Consider the following 19,940-nt stretch of genomic DNA (forward strand, 5'->3'; position numbering starts at 1 on the left):
CAATCCACAAGGCGGCCCGGATCATCCAAGCAGCATGGGCCGTCTGCCGCTTTCCGCCAAGCCTAGGGGAAAAAACGATCGCAAAGGAGATATCTTCGCGCGAGCGGCCGGACCGTAGTAAGGGCTGCCGCATACGTCAAGTCCGTGCAGGCGTAATCTTTGCGGGCTGAGGATCGGTTTTTTATTCGAGCTTTGCCGCTTGGGGGAGCACGATCCGACGGTCGAAAAGCGGTACGCCTTGCCGGCGCATGATCACGACAAGAACCGCTCCAGCGAGAATGCCGCCGATATGGGCCGACCAGGAGATCTGGTTTTCGCGATCAACCGCGAACATGAGGAATTGTGAGCCGATCCAAAGCAGGAGCACGATATAGGCCGGCAGGCGTACCGGAATGCGCGCGAAGGCAAGGACCCATAGCTTCACGCGCGGATGCAGGATGAGATAGGCGGCTATAACTCCCGCCACCGCGCCTGAGGCTCCGATGAGCGGCGCCTGGGAATCCGGCGCGACAAGGCCGTGAAGGAAAGCTCCCGCGACAGTGCAGGCGAGATAAAATGCGAGATAGCGCAGGTGCCCCAACGCGTCTTCGACATTGTCGCCGAAGACCCAGAGGAAAAGCATATTGCCGCCGAGATGAAAGATATCTCCATGCAGGAAGGAATAGGTCACATAGGTCAATGGCGCCGGCACGAGCTCGAGTTCGGGCGGCAGCACCGCGAGGTCATGCACCACGCTGGGTATGTAACCAAGGCCGAGGGCGGCCGCCTGAAGGGCTTCCCCGCCACTTAACGATGTCATGGCCCATACGAGGACGTTCAGGCCGATAATGGCGAGCGTTACGTATTGCCGTTTGATGTAGCGCAGGTGGTTCGCGTCATGGATCGGAATGAACATCAGCCTGCACTCTCCCGAGGCAACATGCCGCGATTCAGCGGTTTTGTCCGGGAACCCATAACACGTCGCGCGCGCCATTGTCATTGACGGCCCGCGCGGCCACGAAGAGAAAATCCGAGAGGCGGTTGACGTAGCGGAGCGCCTCATCGCCTACCTCTTCCTCAGGCGCGCGGCTGAGCTCCACCATCAGCCGTTCGGCCCGCCGTGTAACGGTACGGGCAAGGTGAAGCGCTGCCGCCGCGGGCGAGCCGCCTGGAAGAACAAATGATCTTAAAGGTGCAAGCCCTTCATTGAGCGCGTCGATCTCCCGTTCCAGCCGCTCGGTCTGGGAAGCCACAATCCGCAGCGCCCCTCCGGATTGCTCGGCGCCCTCCGGGGTCGCGAGATCCGCGCCAAGGTCGAAGAGGTCGTTCTGGATGCGAGCGAGCATCGCGTCGATCTGCGGATGACTCGCGGCTGTATGAACGCGCGCCATGCCGATGCAGGCGCTTGCCTCGTCCACCGTGCCAAAGGCGGCGATGCGCAGGTCGAATTTGAGCCGTCGTCCGCCAGCAGCAAGCCCGGTCGTGCCGTCGTCCCCCGTTTTCGTGTAGATCTTGTTGAGCTTTACCATGGGCGCTGCCTGCCGGATCGTCAGTTTCCCGCCTGGCTGTACCACATCGCCAGCACAATCAGCACGATGGCCACGAATTGCAGCGCCACGCGCGCCTGCATGAGCTTGTTGGACGTATTTCCCGAGCCGCCGCGCATCATGTTCATGAGTCCTCGGACGAGCACGAAGACGACGGCGACCATGACGATGACGGCCAGGATGTTGAAAATGGTGGATGCCATGCTTTCTGCTTTCTTTACGGGTCATCCCTGGCCGGCAATCAGCCGGTAGAAGACCCCCGCGGGAAGGAATCGCTTCATGGTGACGCCGATCTTTGCCGGCAGGGTTATAACGTAATGCGGTCGCGGTCGCGGGTGAAGCAGCGCGTGACGCAGGTCCTTATATACCGCCTCCGGCCCGAGTTTTAAGCGCGACTTGCTGCCACCGGCCCTTAGCCTGGCAAGCTGCGCCTGATAAGCTTCGCGGTGGACTGAGCTCTCCACGTCGATATAGCGCTCGAACCAGGCAAGACCATTTGCGGCGATGTTTGAGCGGATAGGCCCTGGCTCGATAAGCGAGACCTGGATGCCCGAGCCCTGAAGTTCAGCGCGCAGGCAAAGCATCAGCCCCTCGACGGCATGCTTGGATGCGGCATAGGCGCCGCGATATTTAATGGGGAGCAATCCGAGGATCGAGGAGCAATGGACGATCCGGCCGCTGCCTTGCACGCGCATGGCCGGCACAATGCGCCGTGTCAGATCGTGCCAGCCGAAAAAATTGGCCTCGAACTGCTCGCGCAGCGCCTCCACGGGCAGGTCCTCCACGGCTCCCGCCTGGGCATGGGCGCCGTTGTTGAAGAGAGCGTCGAGCCGGCCTCCGGTTCGCGCCAATACGCTTTCCGCGAGGGCGGCGATTGAGGCCGGCTCGCGATAATCGAGATAGAAGGCTTCGATCCCGTCATTCTCCAAAGCGGAGATGTCTTCCGGCTTGCGGGCGGTGGCGAAGACACGCCAGCCGTCCTGCTTCAGTGCCCGGGCGCAATAGGCGCCGATGCCTGAAGATGCTCCGGTGACAAGGATTGTTCGGTTCGTTTTCATAAGCGGCCGATTCGTGGAGGCTTGTTGTTTATCAGCTACACGGCTTCACATATTTGAGATACCCGAGAACCGGACCGGTCGGAAGGATTCGTGTGTGCGGAAGCTGGTGGCGCTAAGAAGGATAGTCAGAGACGCGTTCGGCCATTTCAACGCAGACGATGGCTGGGCTATGGCCAGTCATCTGGCGGTAAGCGCCATCATGGCGCTTTTTCCGTTCCTCATCTTCGCTGCGGCGCTTGCGAGCTTTCTCGGGGCAGATGCGTTTGCCGATACCGCAGTTCACATCGTCTTCGACACCTGGCCCAAGGAGGTGGCGGAGCCGCTCGCCCGAGAGGTCCGCAACGTGCTCGGGGTCAGGCGCGGCGACGTGCTTACCTTCGGTGTTGTGCTTGCGGCATTCTTCGCCTCGAATGGTGTGGAGGCATTGAGGCTTTCCCTCAATCGCGCCTATCGGGTGGAGGAACGGCGCTCAATGATATTTCTGCGCCTGCAAAGCCTTGGCTTCGTGCTGATCGCCACCTTGGGGTTTACGGCCATCAGCGTGCTCCTCGTCATCGCGCCCGTGGCCGCCAATATAGCCGTCTCCCGCATCGAGTGGATCGAGCCCTACATGGGAACGATCACGCTCTGGCGATATATCGTCGCGGTGGTGGTTCTGGTTTTTGCGCTGGTTGTGGTGCATATCTGGCTGCCGGCCGGCAGCCGCAAGCTGACCGACATCATCCCCGGCATCATTTTCACGCTATTGGGCTGGATCGCCGGATCCAGCATATTTGCCGCGTATCTCGGGCGCTTCAGCAGCTATACGACGACCTATGCGGGCCTGGCCTCAATCATGGTGGCCGTCGTCTTCCTCTATATCATCTCAGCGATTTTCATTCTCGGCGGTGAAATCAATGCCGCCATTATGCGTTATCGCGAGGCGAGGCGGGCGGTGGCGGGATGAGCGGTGGCGAGCGCCACCCCGAGCGTGGTGATCGCCATTCCTCCGATTTGGATCAGCGTCAGCGTTTCTCCAAACAGCGCCCATGCCATGACGGCCGTTACTGCGGGCACGAGATAGAAGAGTGAGGCCACGCGGCCCACAGCCCCTTTCCGGATCAGCAGCATGAGCAGGAGAACGGCGCCCAGGGAAAGCACGATCACGAGCCACAGCATAGCGAAGACGATTTCGCCGTTGAGCACAAAATGCCGGGTCTCGAACAGAAGCGAAATCGGGAACGCAAAGAGGAAGCCGCCCAGATATTGGCAAAGCGTGCCGCTGATGAGATCAGCATTGCCGACGAAACGTTTCTGCCACACCGTTCCAGCGCTCATGGCGATCACGGCGGCAAGACCCACCCAGATCGTGGCGGGCGTAACACCGCCAGCGACTTGGCCGAGCTTGGGCGAAAGCACAATTGCAACCCCGACAAGGCCCACCACGAGGCCAAGCCAGTGACGCCTGCCAACTTCCTCACCGGTGAAAGTGCCTGCCATCAATGCGGTAAGCAGCGGCTGCAGCCCGACAATCAACCCTGCCAGCCCAGCGGGAAGCCCCTTGTGAACGGCCCAGAACACACCTCCAAGATAAATACCGTGCATCAGCACGCCTGCCACGCCGGAATGGAAAGCCGTGCGTGCCGGCAGCGGGCGGGCTCCCATGATCGGCATCAGCAGCAGGAGAAGGGCAACGCTCAGCGCGAAACGCACCCAGAGGAACGTGAAGGGCTCCGCCCATGGCATCGCGTAGCGCGCGCCGATGAAGCCTGTCGACCACAGGATCACAAAAAGCGCTGGCGCGACTTTGACGAGTTGGGGCATAGGTTTCGGATTTTCCCTTGGTCTTCGGCGCGATCCTCTGCATCGTCTCAAGCGACAAGGAAAGCAAAAATTTCAAACAGCATGGTCAGGGATATTGAAGGCAGGCACGCGCCGGCATTCGGAAATGTTTCATCGACTGGCTTTGCTAGGCAGATGTATCCAGGCCTATCATCCTCACAATATCGCCCGGTGTGGCGCCTGCCTCCCGCAATGCGGTGATGCCCGTATCTCCCCTGCTTTTGGAAAGCTTGCGGCCGGCTTCGTCGACAATGAGCGCATGATGGTGGTAGCGCGGGACAGGAAGGCCCAACAGTTCCTGCAGCAGCCGGTGAACCGCCGTTGCGTGGAAGAGGTCGCGTCCGCGCACCACGTGGGTGATGCCCTGCAGCGCGTCGTCCACGACGACGCTCAGATGATAGCTTGTCGGCACTTCCTTGCGGGCGATCACCACGTCACCCCAAAGATCCGGCTCCGCCGCAATGCGTCCGGTCTGGCCATCCGGGCCGCCGCCGCTCTCATCCCAGAAGAATGGCTTCGTCACATGCGCAAGAGCGGCTTTCATATCCAGCCGCCATGCAAATGGCTCTCCGTCCTCCATGCGCCGGCGGCGCTCTGATTCCGGGCGCTTCCTGTCGATGGGTGGAAAAAGCGGCGCCCCGTCGGGGTCGCGTGGCCACTTTTTGCCGTCAGCTTCCTTATCCGCGATAAAGGCGCGCATTTCGCCGCGGCTCATGAAGGAAGGGTAGACCATGTCCGCGTCGATAAGACGCTCGAGCGCTTCGGTATAATCATCGAAGTGCTCGGACTGGCGGCGCACCGGCTCTTCCCAATCGATGCCGAGCCAGCGAAGGTCGCGGTAGATCCCCAGTTCCAGCTCCGGCGTGCAGCGCGCGGTGTCGATATCCTCTATGCGAAGCAGAAAGCGCCCGCCGGCTGCGTGCGCCATGGAATAGTTGAGCAGCGCCGAGTAGGCGTGACCGAGATGGAGCATCCCGTTCGGGCTCGGCGCGAAGCGGAAGACAGGAACCGTCATTGCAGCGGTGAGCCTTGCAGGAAATGGATTGTAGGGGCCATCCCTGCATTGCTAGGCTTGCCCGAAGCTAAGCGCAAGGATTCCCCATGGAGCGAATCGAAACGGCAGCCGATATCAGGCGCGGACTGGACGCCTTGGTTCTGCTCGACCGAAGGCTTGGGCCTGTGCGAGCTGTCGCGGGCGCCGTGCCGCTGCGGCGCGGCCCCCCAGGCTTCCATAGCCTTGCCTCGGTCATTGTCTCCCAGCAGGTCTCGCGAGCAAGCGCCGACGCGATTTTCGCGAGGCTTTCCCAATTGGTAAAGCCGTTGACGCCCGACGGATTTCTCGCCGCCGGCGAGAGCGTGATGGTGAAAGCGGGACTATCGCGGGCGAAGCAACGCACCTTGACTGCGCTCTCTGCGGCGCTGCGGGACAAGGCGCTCGACCTTGACGATCTCGGTAACCTTCCGCCGGCAGATGCCATGGAGGCGTTGACAGTCATTCCAGGCATCGGTCCGTGGACCGCACAGGTTTACCTGCTGGTTGCTGCCGGCCATCCGGACATCTTCCCCGCGGGCGACATTGCCTTGCAGGCGGCGGTTGGCCATGCGCTGGCGCTCGATGCGCGCCCAAAGGCGAATCAGCTCGCCCTCATAGCCGAACCGTGGAGCCCGTGGCGCTCTGTCGCAGCCCGTCTTTTTTGGGCGTATTATCGTGAGATCCGTGGCGCGGAAGCCGCTCCGGCGGCCTGAAATACCGAAAATTCAGCGAAATGGGCGGTTTGGCCTATCGGAACTACAATACCGGCTTCACATTCCTGTCACTGCGGGATTACATTATCCGCGCCGATCGATCTGCCTAGCAGGAGCCATGAGGACGTGACGATCGCTATATCGCCGGACGGCATGCCCGCGCTGGTGCTCAATGCGGACTATCGCCCGCTAAGCTATTATCCCCTGTCGCTGTGGTCGTGGCAGGACGCCGTCAAGGCCGTGTTTCTCGACCGGGTCAATATCGTTGCCGAGTACGAGCAGGCTATCTCGTCTCCGTCCTTTACGATGCGGCTTCCGAGTGTCGTCAGCCTCAAGACCTATGTGAAGCCGTCGCGCTATCCGGCCTTTACGCGATTCAACGTGTTCTTGCGTGACCGCTTCCAGTGCCAATATTGCGGCACGCGGGAGGAGCTTACCTTCGACCATGTGGTCCCACGCCGGCATGGCGGCGTCACCTCGTGGGAAAATGTGGTCGCCGCCTGCTCTCCCTGCAATCTGAGGAAGGGCGGGCTCATGCCCGATCAGGCCAAGATGTGGCCACAACAAAAACCCTACCGGCCGACGGTCCACGATCTGCATAATAATGGGCGGCTTTTCCCGCCCAATTATTTGCATGAGAGCTGGATGGATTATCTATACTGGGACGTCGAGCTGGAGCCGTAAGCCCGGCGCCCCCCCCCCCGCATCAGGACAATACAGTCCCTGTCAGCGCTTCAGCGCGCCGCGCAGTGCAATTACGGCAAGAATGGCGCTGGCGATGACATTCCAGCCCGCGAAGGAGAGTCCCAGAAAGCGTCCTGCCGCTACATTGCAGGAAGGCGGAATGACAGCATTGAGCTGATCGAGCAGGTTTCCGGAGGAAACGCTGGGCGGGAGTGCTCCACAGTCGGTGGGCCCCTCCCACCAACCCCATTCGACACCGGCGTGAAACGCACCCATGCCGAGGCTCCACAGCATCAGAAGACCGCCCACGAGAAGGAGACCGCGCGTGACGATCGCGGGCGCCTTGACCGCAGAGGAGATAAGGGCAAGGACCATCACCGGCACGCCGATATAATAGGGAACCCGTTGCTCCAGGCAGAGCTTACAGGGAAGGTACCCGCCAATGTATTGGAACCCCAGGGCGGTCCCGACGGTGGCTGCCATGGCGAGGGCCAGAAAACCAGCAGTAAGGGTCTGAAGCCTGGTGGCTGGAGCTGTAATCGTCATTGAACAACGTGCCTTTTTGCTTGCGTAAAATACCATAAAATATCGAGTTCGGCTCTATAACGGGCGCGGCGATAGAGCGCAATCTCGGGACAGGCTTCCGCGAAGAGTTGACGCGGACGCGCTTCCCCGTATAGTCCGCGCCTGCCTGGCCTTACCCGGCGCGGGCCCCTGTGGCGGAATTGGTAGACGCGACCGACTCAAAATCGGTTTCCGCAAGGAGTGCTGGTTCGAGTCCGGCCAGGGGCACCATTGCATTCCAATAATGTTTGCGGAACGAGCAGTTGGAGCGGAGCGCTGATTCGGGATCCACCGTCGGGTCTGCCTTTCAATGAAGGGTGAGCCGTTCGACTGACTCCGATTCGCCCGTGCCGGCGCACGCGACGGCTTTCTGCCACGGTGTTGCGCGAGAATAGCACGGTCCGATTGGCGGAAATCCTAACTGCGCCGTCGACGAGATGTTTGGCTTTTGGCATCCACCGGCCAGTCATTGGCGATGCTCTGTCCGCCGTTATTGGTCACCCTGCGTGCAGGTCACTGTGTTTCAGTGTCTCACGACCGAAAGGCCTTTGATGTGCCGCTCTAGTCGTCCTCTAACACGGCTGCCAGCGCCCGGTGTCTTGATCGGCAATTACGGCTCGCCTCGCCGTGCTTGAGTATGGCGTCGGCGATATGGCCGGTGCGCAGCCTGAGTACGGAGTACCCGTTCAACACCTGAAACGCTCCGCTCGTCATTGTGCCAACGGCATAGAGGCGAGGCTGCGGACGGCTGTAGGTATCCAGGAGCCGGCTGGTCCTACGTTCAACATCGATACCTCCGAAGGGGTGGGCACGTCCCTGTCCGGACCGCAGCAGGCTGTCGACGAGCGGGATAGCCACCGGATCGGGCGCATTCCCGCTGGAACCGGCAGAGAAAACCCTGTCGAAGTGGAGCGGTGGATGGTCCGCCGCGACGGCGACGAATTGACCATGCGCCGCCTTGGCCACCGACTTCACTCCACGGACAACGTCAAGCCGGTTCGCCTCGGCGAGGTCGAGTATCTGCACCGCGCGGTGCCGCGGCATAGGACAGCACAGACTGGAGTAAATGTGATGTAGGCCGGTCGCGCGCGTTTTATCCTCCGGATTAAGGAAATACCATGCGTCCTGGAGGACCAGGAGCGTCTTAATTAAAATAGAATAGGCCTTTTTGCCACCATCGATATGCTTTAGCTGATGCCGCAGCCGGTCAATCCCGTAGCGCGACGGAAAAATCTCTTCCATGAGAGGTTCCGGAGACGTGCCAGCGTGGTGGAGTTCGTCGTGGACGAGGTGTACGAGGTCTTCCAACGAGACCCCGCCATTCGCGGCAGCACTCTCCTCAATTGCCTTTACCGTGAAACGCTGTAGTTCGTATTCGAGCGACGGCGGGCGCACCGCGGGCAGAAGGCCGTTTCTGGACATTAGTGTAATTCGGCCGCGATGCCTGTCCGCCTTCAAAGCGATGACCAGATCCACCGCGGTCAATCCGGTGCCGATTATCCCAATCTGTTCGTCGGGATCCACACCGGCTAGCGCATCCTTCAAGGGGTAGGGTCGGATGCAGAAGTTCTCCTGACCTTCCATTCGATAAGGATCGAACTTGTCTGAACGGCCTACCGTCAAGATCGCGTAATCGAAAGTATTGTCTCCGTTCTGGGTGTACAGGCGAACGTGGTCGTCCACGACCGACAAACCCGTGACTTGCTCGCGAATGAACACGAAGCCTTCCAGTCTCGAAGCTGCTAGTTGAGCAGAGTCCTGGAAATACTGGCCGATAATCGAACGCGGCGCGAAATTGTTGCCTGCGAGCTCGGCGTAGCCGTTTGCTTTGAGCCAAATCTCCACATGTTCCGGCTGCCAATGACGCACGGACATTGTGTTTGTGTAGGTATTCGTCAGCGCCTCGGGTCGATCAGGGGCAAAGCTGTGGCCGCTCCAGGGGTGCGGCGTTGGGTCGAACACGGTCACGTCCAGCGAGACGTCAGGGCTAATAGTGTCACGCGAGCGGATGAGGCTTTCGAGCAAGGCGACGGCCGTCGGCCCGCCCCCGATAATTGCAATCGACAGCGCAGCAGCATCGTTCATCGATGACCCCTCGGTTGGACAACCTCTTGATGGCCAAGCCGCACGTGCGCCATGTCCCCCGATTCCCAACAGCCGGTTTCACCAGACCGGCTGAGCCACCAACGTTCAAAGCGACAGCCGCTCGTGCACCGGTTCGTTCGATTGTTTCAGGTTAGTGCAGTGCTGCGATGAAATATTTCAGGATGCTGCTGTCCGCGTCAGGAATCTGCGAAAAGCAGCAGCTAATCCAAAGGCGTTTAGGTTGCTGTCAGCCGCTCGAGACGGATAGCCGCCGGCGGCCGCTTCCGCTCCGGAGGGCGCGCCGAACAATAGGCGACGGGCGGTCGCCCTTGCGAACCCTGCGGGTTCGCGCTTCCGGCAGCAGTTGCCCCTCGCCGCTTCCTTCGGTACTTCTCCGTTCGACAACCGCTTTTCACGGAGTTTCGCGATGGATGCTCAGATCAGGACCGATACGCTGCCGCACGAGACGCGTCTTGATCGTCTCGCTGAAGTTGCCGTCCGCGTCGGACTGGGTCTCACCCCGGGACAAGAACTTGTGATGACGGCTCCAGTTGAAGCGCTGCCGCTCGCTCGCCGAATCACCGAGCATGCCTACAAGGCTGGCGCTGCGCTGGTCACAACGGTCTTCTCCGACGAAGAATCGACGCTGCTTCGCTTCCGCCACGCTTCGGATGAGAGCTTCGACAAGGCACCCTCCTGGCTGTTCGAGGGGATGGCGACCGCCTTCCGCGAAGGCGCGGCACGGCTCGCCATCGTCGGTGAAGATCCTTCTCTTCTGGCGGGGGAAGATTCCGATAAGGTGTCGCGCGCCAACCGGGCGCGGTCGAAAGCCTATATGCCGGCGCTGGAGCTGATCGCCGGCTTCCAGATTAACTGGACGATCGTATCCTTCGCCGCGCCGGCCTGGGCCAAAACCGTCTTTCCTGACCTCCCCGAGCACGAGGCGGTGGCCAGCCTGTGGGATGCGATCTTTTCCGCCTCGCGCATTGATGGGCCGGACCCCGTGGCGGCCTGGTCCGCGCATAACCGGGAACTCGCTGCCCGGCGCGAACATCTGGACGCCCGGCGCTATGCGGCTCTGCGCTTCCGTGGTCCGGGGACCGATCTTACGGTGGGGCTCGCCGATGATCATGTCTGGCAGGGCGGCGCATCCATGGCGGCCAACGGCATAACCTGCAATCCGAACATTCCCACGGAGGAAGTGTTCACCACGCCCCATAAGGACCGCGTAGAAGGCGTCGTGAAAAGCACCAAGCCTCTTTCCTATCAGGGGACGCTTATTCAGGATATCGCCGTGCGTTTCGAGGGCGGGCGCATCGTTGAGGCATCGGCGCGCACGGGTCAGGAAGTTCTGCAAAAGGTGCTGGAAACCGACGAGGGGGCAAGACGCCTCGGCGAGGTGGCGCTTGTGCCCAATTCCTCACCCATATCCCGAAGCGGGGTTCTCTTCTACAACACGCTCTTCGATGAGAATGCCGCCTGCCATATCGCGCTTGGCCAGTCCTATGCCAAATGCATCCGGAACGGCGTCGGGATGGATGAAGCGGCACTTGCCGGCAAGGGGGCGAACAAGAGCCTCATCCATATCGACTGGATGATCGGATCGGGCGAGATCGATATTGATGGCATTGCCGCTGACGGGACGCAGGAGGCAGTGATGCGACGTGGAGAATGGGCCTTCTGAGGGGCGTAGGGCGCTCCGCGGTATCGCAATCACTGCCTGCCCTGGGTCACGTTTACTTGCGGTCGTGCTTGGCTCTTTGCCACTCTCTCGGATGGGACGGGTATCTGAAGAGTTCGGGAGTGTTGAATCCAGCGATGCTTGAGCCGAGCGATGGCGACCGGCGCGGATCTGGTGCGGGGGTGGGCTTGGGAGCCTCGGTCAGGGCCGGCCGCCATCGATTATTATGGTAAGTTTCCCGGTCGCGGGCGTGTAGCTGGACTTTAGGTCATCCGCCGTTTCATCAATAAGGATGCGTGACGGCCATGGGATGACGCCCCTCAGCGCCGGCTTATTCCACCTTCAGCAGGCAGAAAGCTACTGTTCCGCGGTGCGCCCTTCCGTCGGGATTCTATTCATGGCCGTCGCAGTCCACATCTGCCTTTTGTGTTTCAATTTTTCCGTCTCGCGATTTGATCCGAACCCTTTACCCTCCCATTCCCATGCGCGCCCAGATTGGCAGCGGACGTTCAGGCGGTTTCGTTTTTCGATCTGCCAATCTCTTTACGCCCTTGCGGCATTGCTGGCCTGCTTCTGCGCCGGCGCGTGGGCACAGAGTCCCGTTCTTTACACCACCCCAGGTACCCACACCCCTTACGTCGTCCCGTCCAATGTCTACCGGATTCAGGTGGAGGTCGCAGGCGCTGGTGGTGGAGGTGGTGGTCAGGACGGTGGCAGCACGAGAGGAGGCGCAGGCGGCAGGGGAGCTCTCATCACGGCAACCATGGCGGTCACTCCGGGGCAATCGCTAACCGCCATTGTGGGCGGCGGCGGCGGCGGTGGCGGCAATAATATCGCATGTTCGGGAGGAGGTGCCGGAGGATCGGGAGAGGGCGCAGGCGGTTCTGGCGGCGGGGCGGGCTGTACGGGAGTGTCTGGCGGCGGCGGTGGCGGCGGCGGCGGTTCGGCGCTTGTCTTCGCCGGCACAAGAATCCTCAAGGCCGGCGGCGGCGGTGGCGGACAAGGCAATGCCCGCCGGACGGGCGCCAGTTTCAATCTTCCTGGCGGGAGCGGATCGACAAGCCTCAGCCAGGCAGCCAATTGCATTGCTTCTTCTAACGGTGCTTCAGGAGCAAACTACGGCAGCGGCGACGGCAGCGGCGGCGGCGGAGGAGGCGGAGGCTACTCCTCGGGCGGAGGCGGCCAGGGTTATACCGATGTCGAACACCCTTTCACTGTGGCCGGCTTTGCATCCGGGGGCGGCGGCTCGTGCCGTTCCAATTCCAGTTCTCTGTGGATCGTCACCCCCAGCGCCACTGCCGCCGGTGGCGCCAGCGGTTCCGGCGCCGGGGGAGCTGGGGGCAATGGCTGGGTCAGGATAACGCCGATCGCGGCAAGATCGAATCTCTTCATCACCAAGACCAATTCAACCACCTCGGTGCAGGCCGGCCAGCAAACCACTTATACCGTCCGGGTGATGAATAACGGGCCGGATCCGGTTGCGCCACTCCTGGCGGATCCGGCCGTCACAGCGCTGCCGAAAACTTCCGTCACCTGTTCGCCCACGCCGGGCCTCTGCACGACCCCTCCCACCATCACACAGCTTCAGTCGGGCTCGTTTCAGCTTCCGACACTAAACTCGGGCCAGTTCTACGAGATCAGGATTGCCGCGACTGTGAATGCCACAGGTGCCACGGTCGCCAATTCTGCGTGGACACAGGTCCCCACGGGCTGGACCAACTCCGGCACGAACTGCATCAATTCCGGGCTCCCTGCTGGTGTGACGCGTTCATTCACCTCCTCAAACGGCCGCTGCACGGTAACGGATACGGATGCGGTGGCCGCCCAGGTGACGGTCGAAAAGACGCTCGTCGGCGAAAGCATCACGCGGAATGATGTTGCCGAGCCGAGCGAGGTGCTGACCTATGACGTGAGGATCGCTCATGCGGGCGGCGGCGCTTTTTCCAATTTCGACTTTGTGGAAGATATTCCCGATGGCGCCACTCTCACCTCGGTAACCGGTGCTACCGGCTTCAGCCAGCCGATCAAGGGTCCTGCCGCGGTCAATCTGCAAGTAGCCCAGGTGCCAGTCGGCGGAACGGCAACGGTTAAGATTGGGCTCACAATGGCCCCGAGCTTTCCGCTTGGTGTCAACGAGATAACCAACCGGGTCGGCGGCGGAGACGTGCCAGCCAATTGCTCGCAGTGCGAAGTCACGATACCGACCACGCCTTACGTGCCGACATTCCCGCCGACGCTGTCCTGCTCGACACCCGGGGATTTCTTCAACACGGCTTATGATGGCGCGGGCGGCAGGCTCAGTTCAGGCTCCGATCCTTATTGGGGGGTGGCCGCCACGACCGAGGATGTGACCGGCAATCCGCCGGCCGGTTTGAACTACACCGCCGCAACGGTCAGCAGCTTGCAATCGGGGTGGGTGAGCCCGCCCACCAATGCGAACTGGATCGCGCACAACAGCGACGGCTCGCATACCGGCAATCTCGACATCTTCTACAAATACGACTTCAACCTGGATCCCTCGGTGGATCCGGGCAGCCTCGATCTTAGGATGAGCTTCTACGCGGACAATTCGCTTGTCCAGGTCTGGGTGAACGGCGTGGCGCAGAACATCCGCTCGAACTACGGTACCAATGATCCGTACCAATATCAGTCCTTCATCGCTGGCCGGCAGGTCACCGCGACGCTGAACCGCAACTGGCAGGCCGGCCTCAACAGCATCGTCTTTCATGTGAAGTCGGGTTCGCCCTATCAGGGCTTCCTGGCGCAATTCCAGTCGACTGCGATCTGCCTTCCGAAGCTGACGTTGCGCAAGGATGTGGTGAACAATCACGGGGGCACGGCGGCGGAAAGCGCATTCACGCTGCGCGCGGCAGGACCGGCCACCGTCCAGGGCGCGATGGGGGATCCTGCCATCACCAATGCATCGGTGCCGGCGGGAACCTATACGCTGAGCGAGACGGGCATATCCGGCTATGAGGGCTCGCAATATATCTGCTCGCTGGACGGCGGACCGGATGTTGTGAGCAACAGCCTGACTCTCGTCAACGGCCAGGACGCGGTCTGCACCATCACCAATGACGATATCGCTCCGCAGCTGACGCTGATCGCCACGGTGGTGAACGACAATGGCGGCACGGCGCAGCCGGGCGACGTGGTGCTGAGCGCAACCGGCCCGGTCTCCATTTCCGGCCCAAGCGGGAGCGCTGCCGTGACGGATGCACTCGTTAGCGCCGGCAGCTATGCGCTCGGGGTCGCGCCTCCCGCCAATTACCGTGCAGAAGATTATATCTGCTCGATCAATGGCGGCACGCCAGCGATGGGCAACAGCATCACCCTTGCACTCTCGGATGTGGCCGTTTGTGTGGTTAGGGTGGAAGACATGAATCCGATGCTCACCCTTGCAAAGGTGAGCGTGGGCGGGACGGGCAGCTTCATCTTCAACGGCTCGGCCGCCAATGCCAACGGCTTTCCGACCGACGACACCTATTCGCTCGCCACGACGGCGCAGGACGTGGCCGTGGAAGGGGCGCCGGTGCCGCTTTCCGCCGCCGATGTCGCCACCGAGATCATCGAAGCGGTGCCGCCGGGCTGGGTGCTGGAGACCGCCCGCTGCGAGGACCGCCGGGCCGCCACGACCGGCAATCCGGTGGGCCCGGTGATCGGCTCGGTCAGCGACGGCAGGACGCTTGTCATCCCCGCCGCAAACGCCAGGGCGGGGGCGGACCTTTTGTGCACCTTCAGCAACCGCTTTGCCGGCTTTGCCGTCACCGGGCGGGTGATCGAGGACAATGGCGCCGGCGGCGGCACCGCCCATGACGGCCATCAGAACGGGACGGAAAAGGGTCTCGGCGCCGTCCTCCTGCGGCTGACCGATTGCGCCAGCCATGACTATGCCAGGGCGGAAAGCGATGCGGCGGGCAATTTCTCGCTCAGCCTTGCCGGCGTGCCGGCAAACACCGACATTTGCCTGGTGCGCGACCCGGTGGCCGGGCATCTGGGCGTCAGCGGCCAGCCCGGCACGACCGGCGGCACGATGACCGGCTACAACCTGCTGCGCTTCAGGCCGGCGGCCGACACCAGCTATCACGACGTCGTTTTCGGTCTGATCGCCGTGCCGCAGCTCGTGTCGGGCACGGCGGCGGCGGTGCCGCCGGGCGGCGCGACGATGATCGCCCACCGCTACACCGCCACCACCACGGCGGCGGTTTCCTTCACGCTCACGGATGTGACGGGAACGCCGGACGCGGCGCTTTTTTCCACAACCCTCTTTCACGATGCGGACTGCTCGGGCGAGCTGGCGGCCGGCGAGGGGCCGCCGCCGGCGCCGGCCGCGGTCCAGGCCGGCGACGTGATCTGCCTGTTCGTGCGGACAGAGGCGCTGGATTCGGTTCCCCCCGGCGGCGAGCTCGCCTACACGCTTGCCGCCGCCACCGCCCTTTCCGGCACGCAGGCCGTGCTGGAGCCGGCCGCCAACCAGGACAAGGTCACGGTGGCGACCGGCAGCGTCACCGTCACCAAGAGGGTGCGCAATGTGACGCGCAACGGCAGCTTCGCCGCCTCCGGCACCGGCGCGCCGGGGGATGTGCTGGAATATTCCATCATCTTCAGCAATCCCTCGCCCGGCGCCGTCAGCCATGTCCAGGTGCATGACAAGACGCCCAGCTACACCACCCTTTCCGCGCCGATGACGGTGGTGCAGGACCCGGCGAGCCTCGACTGCGCCCCCGCCGTGCCGCCGGCCGGCGGTTCCGCCGGCTATCGGGGCGTCCTGCGCTGGGACTGCACCGGCACCATGCTCCCCGGCGACCAGGGCGAGGTCTCCTTCAAGGTCACCATCGATCAGTGACGGGGGCTTGGCAATCGCGAACGGAAAACGGTTTCACCTTCCTGGAAATGCGCAAGAGCGGTTCCGGTTCAATCGACCCGGTCAACCGCTCTACCTGCTTGTTTTTGCTGCCCTTGTGCGACGGTAGGTGAGTCCAAATACCTGCAAAATGCTCTAGGCGCGCCCGATCAGCCGGCGTATGCGGTTGCGCAGGATGCGCAGCGCGTTGCGCGTCTCGCGATAGAAATGGATCTGGCCTGCCGCCTGGTGGGCGAGCCGTTCCGTACCGGGGGCGAGGCCGACGACGAAGGTGCCGATGGGGCGGCGCTCGCTCCACAGCCGGCTCATAACCGGATGGTCCGGCACGGCGCAGGAATCGGTGGCGGTGATGTTCGGATCCTTCAAATGCGCCTTCGTCACCTCGATCATCAGCAGCGTTCCGGGCGAGAAGCCGGCATAATTCTCGTCATAAGCCGTCTTCCAGGTGTAGGCGATGCCCGATTCCACGAAGACCACCAGGCTTGCCAGCGCATGATTGTTGAGCACCAGCGTGTGAATGCGGCAGAGATCGCGCTCGGCCAGGAGGTGGACGGCCTCGCGGGCAAAGGCCGCGCGGTAGCGGTCCGCCACCATCGCCGTCCGCTCGCGCCCTTTCCAGCCGGAAGCTTCCAATGTCAGGAACGTCTCGATCGCCTGGCGGATCTCGTCGGGCTGGCGGGCAATGCGGTGTTCCAGCCGGCCAAGATCGGCGAGGCGGCGCGTCAGGCGGCGGAACTCGCGATAGTGATGGGAGCGCAGGCTTTGCCTCAGATAGTCGTCTCCGTCGAGATCGCTCTTCAGGAACGGACGATCCATCCAACTCGCCGTGATCAACGGCAGGTTGCGTGTTTCGGCGACCGAACGCAGCGCCGCGGCGAAGGGGCCGTCCAAGCGGCAGTCCGGAAAAACGAAGATCTTCGGCAATTTCAGATGTGGGCGCGCCAGCATACCGAAAAAGTCCTCGATCACTCCGATTGGATCGTCACCGTCCACGAGCGGTGTCCCGAGCGGTCCGAAGGGATGCGCCCATGCCCTCATGACTGTGGCGCCGAGCGGGACGGGCGGCTTCTCGATCGAAAAAGGCACGAGCAGCCGCAGCCTGTTCTTATCATCGGTTCCGTCACGAATGACGGCCAGACGAACTTCCCGGTCTTCCAGGCGCGGCATGGCGGGAGCAAGGAAGCGCGGATTGAAAAAAACGTTCGGCTCTATGGCCCGAGCCGCCAAATAATCTAGCTCCTCCACCAGATCGAAGCCGGCGGCGGCGGCATAGATAGCCATGCGCCGCAGCGGGCGATGAGACGAGAAGAGCTCCATGTCGGCGCGTTCCGGCCCGTCCACCACACCAGCCAGATCGCTGATCAAAGCTCCAGCGGCGCTACCGCCCGTTTCTTCGAGCAGGGGAGTGGATATCATTCAGACCGCCTCCTTGGGCGCGGGCAGAAGCGCCACCATAACGATACCGAGCCTGCGCCATACCGCGATTGCGAGCAACGCCGCCTCCAAAACCAGGGAGACTGAAGTGGCGATCGCCACCCCCCAGAGTCCCAGCACAGGGATAAGCAAGACACTGAGCGCAATGTTAACACCCAGCGTGACGGCATAAACCACGACGCTTATGTTCTCATGGCCGCTCATGGTGAGCAGGCTTTCCGCGGGTCCGACCAGAGCGCGCAGGATCACCGCCGCCACCAACGGGAAGAGAAGGGGGTAGCCGGCTTCAAAGCCGGGCCCGAACAACATCAGAATAGGCCTGCCGAGAACGAGCACCGCAACGCCCATGACCGTTGCCGGGATGAAGGTCCAATACGTGGTTTCGCGGGCAAAGCGCGCCAGCCCGACCATGTCACCGCTGTGGAGGAACGCCGAGTAGCGCTGGATGGCGCCGGTCCGCACCGCGTAATAGACGAAGTGAACGAGCGCCAGCACCTTCGTCGTGGCGAAGTAGACCGCAACATCCGTCGGCTGCATGAAATGGCCGACCAGCAGCACGTCGGCGTTTGTAAGCAGGTAGTAAAAGCCGTTGGAGAGGAAGATCGGCAGCGAAACCGTCACCCATTCGCGCAGGCGGAAGACCGGTTGCACTGATTTCAAGGGCTTCTCGGTCTTCACCGCCACATAGACGATCTGCAGGACCGTGGTGAGATATGTGGCGAGGATTGCAGCCATCACGGCGGCCGTCGCGTCCGGGAAGCTTCCGGCCACATGCAGCGCCCAAAGAAAGATCAGAATGAGTAATGGCCGGATGAAGAAACTCGGCGTCATCGACCAGAGAGGCCAAGCGTAAGCGCGCGCCGTGCCCTGGAGGAGGTCGCCGAGCGCGATCATCGGCAGGCACACAAGCCCCAGATAGAAGGGAAGCACGTAATAACTCTGGATCTGCTCCTCGAAGAGCCAGATGCCCACGGCGCCTGCAAGGGCGAGGAATGTGGAAGCCGCAAGCACCATACGCCGGCTGGCCACAAGCACGCCCCGCATCTGCGCAGGCCGGTTCTTGGCCTCATATTCGGGCACGAAGCGAATAATGCTGGTCTGAAACCCCAGGCAGGCCATGTTGCCCAGGATGATCATCGTGACCCAGACCAGCACGAAGACGCCGTATTCGAAGCTGCCCATGTAACGGGCGAGCAGGACCTGGCTTACAAAGGCGATGACTGCGTTGACGATGCGCAAGCCGAAGGCGATCAGTGACATGCGGCCCGCGGCCCCGCGTGCGTCCTGCGCCAGGATGATGGCGTCGAGCCGATCCGCCCAGGGGCGTGCGCGTGCCGCAAGCCGCCCCGGCAGGAGACGTTCAGCCGCAGACGCTGCTGAAAACCGCAACCGATCTACTCCGCATCTTCAGATCCAACCATCTGCTAACCGGAAAGTCTTTAAAGCTTGTTGAAGCGGCGCTTCATTATTGCCACGCCCGGTTTTACCGTCTGGCCATTGCTGGTGAAACTGGGAAGCGGGGCGCGTTGTCCGAGCCTCTCAGTAAAGTGTAATCGTGGCGCGTCCAACGCGCCCCGCCGGAGGCTGTCCCGGCATCGGCCGGTCACTCGGGCTCTTCTTTCGTCCCGGCTGCACCCAATGAAGGGGGTGGTCTTAGCCGGACCGAAGGAGAACCCTGGCGGCTTCTCCGCGGTTCCGCGATGCTGTCTGTCGCCCAGCATCCCGACACCGCCGGCCTGTCGCGGGCCCTCGGATCTCCATGGCCACCGTAGCCTGGAGGGGAGGTCTCCGCCGCTCTCCCGAACACCCGGTGCGCATCCGGTCCCCGCAAGAGCGGCCTTATGTAGCAAGAGCACCAAATCTGAAACAGCGCAGTTTCGCCCCTTGGGCGAATATAAGCCGATGCGGAACACGCTTTGGCCTGTCCACGTTGTGCAACCAAAGGAGACCGCACGATGCAAATGAACCTTCAGAATGCCGAGAGGCACAGCGTTGATATTGAAGTTGTGGAACGCCACGATGCGCCAGGTATCTGGTCGGTCGAGATCATCAATTATGATGACGAGGGGAGCGTCTACGTCACTATGTTCTTTGGCCCGCGCTCCCAGGAACGGGCCGAAGAATACGCTGAATGGAAGCGTTCTCAGTAGGCGACTTCTGCCGCCTTGTGGTCGACGCAGGTTTGTGGCTGAGAATGGTCGTTCCTTGTGTGCCAAGGGCCGTCACGCAGCGAGACGTTGGAAACCTCATCTAATACAAGACAACGCCACGATCCGCCGGGCTGCAATCCTGACGAGCTTTCTCCGGCAAATTGGAGAGCAAGCGCTTGCTCTCGCCCGTTCTTCCAGCCGACGACATGCACGCAGAGTTCTCGATGATAGCCTTGATACGTGCAAGTCACCTGCTTCTTCTGTTCTACTGCCTGCACAAGATCAAACGTACTGCTCATGTTTGCCCCTCCCTGAGTTGCACAACCG

The 19,940-nt window shown here is 62.0% G+C and carries 17 protein-coding genes and 1 tRNA gene; 7 read left to right on the forward strand and 11 right to left on the reverse strand.

What is annotated here, in order from left to right:
- Positions 1-181 precede the first annotated feature (181 nt).
- The 4 genes from GNP00_RS20890 to GNP00_RS20905 are packed head-to-tail and all read right to left on the reverse strand — an operon-like array spanning position 182 to position 2,584.
- On the reverse strand, positions 182-895 hold the full coding sequence (locus tag GNP00_RS20890) for a rhomboid family intramembrane serine protease (RefSeq protein WP_011582345.1): 714 nt from the start codon (positions 893-895) through the stop codon (positions 182-184).
- Positions 896-929: 34 nt separating this feature from the next.
- Entirely contained in the window at positions 930-1,508 is a 579-nt protein-coding gene (locus GNP00_RS20895; RefSeq protein ID WP_011582344.1) for a cob(I)yrinic acid a,c-diamide adenosyltransferase, read from the reverse strand.
- A 20-nt stretch (positions 1,509-1,528) separates the two neighbouring features.
- Positions 1,529-1,729 carry a twin transmembrane helix small protein gene (locus tag GNP00_RS20900; protein ID WP_011582343.1) on the reverse strand — a complete coding sequence of 67 codons (201 nt, stop codon included), beginning with the start codon at positions 1,727-1,729 and terminating at the stop codon, positions 1,529-1,531.
- Positions 1,730-1,750: 21 nt separating this feature from the next.
- Complete coding sequence (locus GNP00_RS20905) at positions 1,751-2,584, reverse strand: SDR family oxidoreductase (RefSeq protein WP_011582342.1); 834 nt, start codon at positions 2,582-2,584, stop codon at positions 1,751-1,753.
- 94 nt (positions 2,585-2,678) lie between these two features.
- Here GNP00_RS20905 and GNP00_RS20910 point away from each other — a divergent pair, with 94 nt between their 5' ends.
- A complete protein-coding gene (locus tag GNP00_RS20910; protein ID WP_011582341.1) occupies positions 2,679-3,530 on the forward strand; it encodes a YhjD/YihY/BrkB family envelope integrity protein in 852 nt (283 codons plus the stop codon).
- Here the strand turns inward: GNP00_RS20910 and GNP00_RS20915 are convergent.
- Together GNP00_RS20915 and gluQRS are read right to left on the reverse strand one after the other, a co-directional pair.
- Positions 3,497-4,387 carry a DMT family transporter gene (locus GNP00_RS20915; protein ID WP_011582340.1) on the reverse strand — a complete coding sequence of 297 codons (891 nt, stop codon included), beginning with the start codon at positions 4,385-4,387 and terminating at the stop codon, positions 3,497-3,499. The genes GNP00_RS20910 and GNP00_RS20915 overlap by 34 nt on opposite strands.
- Positions 4,388-4,532: 145 nt before the next feature.
- Positions 4,533-5,420, reverse strand: coding sequence for a tRNA glutamyl-Q(34) synthetase GluQRS (gene gluQRS, locus GNP00_RS20920; RefSeq protein ID WP_011582339.1), 888 nt, complete (start codon positions 5,418-5,420; stop codon positions 4,533-4,535).
- An 86-nt stretch (positions 5,421-5,506) separates the two neighbouring features.
- Here gluQRS and GNP00_RS20925 point away from each other — a divergent pair, with 86 nt between their 5' ends.
- Both GNP00_RS20925 and GNP00_RS20930 read left to right on the forward strand, forming a co-directional pair.
- The gene (locus GNP00_RS20925) at positions 5,507-6,151 is read left to right on the forward strand and encodes a DNA-3-methyladenine glycosylase family protein (RefSeq protein ID WP_011582338.1); all 645 of its coding nucleotides are present in this window, start codon (positions 5,507-5,509) and stop codon (positions 6,149-6,151) included.
- Positions 6,152-6,277: 126 nt separating this feature from the next.
- On the forward strand, positions 6,278-6,835 hold the full coding sequence (locus tag GNP00_RS20930) for an HNH endonuclease (RefSeq protein WP_011582337.1): 558 nt from the start codon (positions 6,278-6,280) through the stop codon (positions 6,833-6,835).
- 42 nt (positions 6,836-6,877) lie between these two features.
- On the opposite strand, the gene GNP00_RS20935 is transcribed toward GNP00_RS20930, so the two are convergent.
- Entirely contained in the window at positions 6,878-7,381 is a 504-nt protein-coding gene (locus GNP00_RS20935; protein ID WP_041544827.1) for a disulfide bond formation protein B, read from the reverse strand.
- Positions 7,382-7,545: 164 nt separating this feature from the next.
- On the opposite strand from GNP00_RS20935, the gene GNP00_RS20940 reads away from it, so the two are divergent.
- Positions 7,546-7,630 (forward strand) — tRNA-Leu (locus tag GNP00_RS20940).
- A 330-nt stretch (positions 7,631-7,960) separates the two neighbouring features.
- On the opposite strand, the gene GNP00_RS20945 is transcribed toward GNP00_RS20940, so the two are convergent.
- Complete coding sequence (locus GNP00_RS20945) at positions 7,961-9,484, reverse strand: FAD/NAD(P)-binding protein (RefSeq protein WP_011582335.1); 1,524 nt, start codon at positions 9,482-9,484, stop codon at positions 7,961-7,963.
- Between the two features lie 427 nt (positions 9,485-9,911).
- On the opposite strand from GNP00_RS20945, the gene GNP00_RS20950 reads away from it, so the two are divergent.
- Positions 9,912-11,168 carry an aminopeptidase gene (locus GNP00_RS20950; protein WP_011582334.1) on the forward strand — a complete coding sequence of 419 codons (1,257 nt, stop codon included), beginning with the start codon at positions 9,912-9,914 and terminating at the stop codon, positions 11,166-11,168.
- A gap of 394 nt (positions 11,169-11,562) precedes the next feature.
- Positions 11,563-16,011: a prealbumin-like fold domain-containing protein gene (locus GNP00_RS20955; protein ID WP_166016265.1), complete on the forward strand. Its 4,449-nt coding sequence runs from the start codon at positions 11,563-11,565 to the stop codon at positions 16,009-16,011.
- A gap of 153 nt (positions 16,012-16,164) precedes the next feature.
- Here the strand turns inward: GNP00_RS20955 and GNP00_RS20960 are convergent, their stop codons facing one another.
- Positions 16,165-17,445 carry a GNAT family N-acetyltransferase gene (locus GNP00_RS20960; RefSeq protein ID WP_011582332.1) on the reverse strand — a complete coding sequence of 427 codons (1,281 nt, stop codon included), beginning with the start codon at positions 17,443-17,445 and terminating at the stop codon, positions 16,165-16,167.
- Positions 17,446-18,852, reverse strand: a complete 1,407-nt coding sequence (locus GNP00_RS20965) for an oligosaccharide flippase family protein (protein WP_011582331.1) — start codon at positions 18,850-18,852, stop codon at positions 17,446-17,448. It lies immediately after the preceding gene.
- Positions 18,853-19,418: 566 nt separating this feature from the next.
- Here GNP00_RS20965 and GNP00_RS20970 point away from each other — a divergent pair.
- Positions 19,419-19,613: a hypothetical protein gene (locus GNP00_RS20970; protein ID WP_041544826.1), complete on the forward strand. Its 195-nt coding sequence runs from the start codon at positions 19,419-19,421 to the stop codon at positions 19,611-19,613.
- Here GNP00_RS20970 and GNP00_RS20975 read toward each other — a convergent pair.
- Positions 19,607-19,912: a hypothetical protein gene (locus GNP00_RS20975; protein ID WP_011582330.1), complete on the reverse strand. Its 306-nt coding sequence runs from the start codon at positions 19,910-19,912 to the stop codon at positions 19,607-19,609. The genes GNP00_RS20970 and GNP00_RS20975 overlap by 7 nt on opposite strands.
- Between the last annotated feature and the right edge of the window lie 28 nt (positions 19,913-19,940).

Source organism: Chelativorans multitrophicus, from assembly GCF_011317445.1.
Taxonomy (GTDB): domain Bacteria; phylum Pseudomonadota; class Alphaproteobacteria; order Rhizobiales; family Rhizobiaceae; genus Chelativorans; species Chelativorans multitrophicus.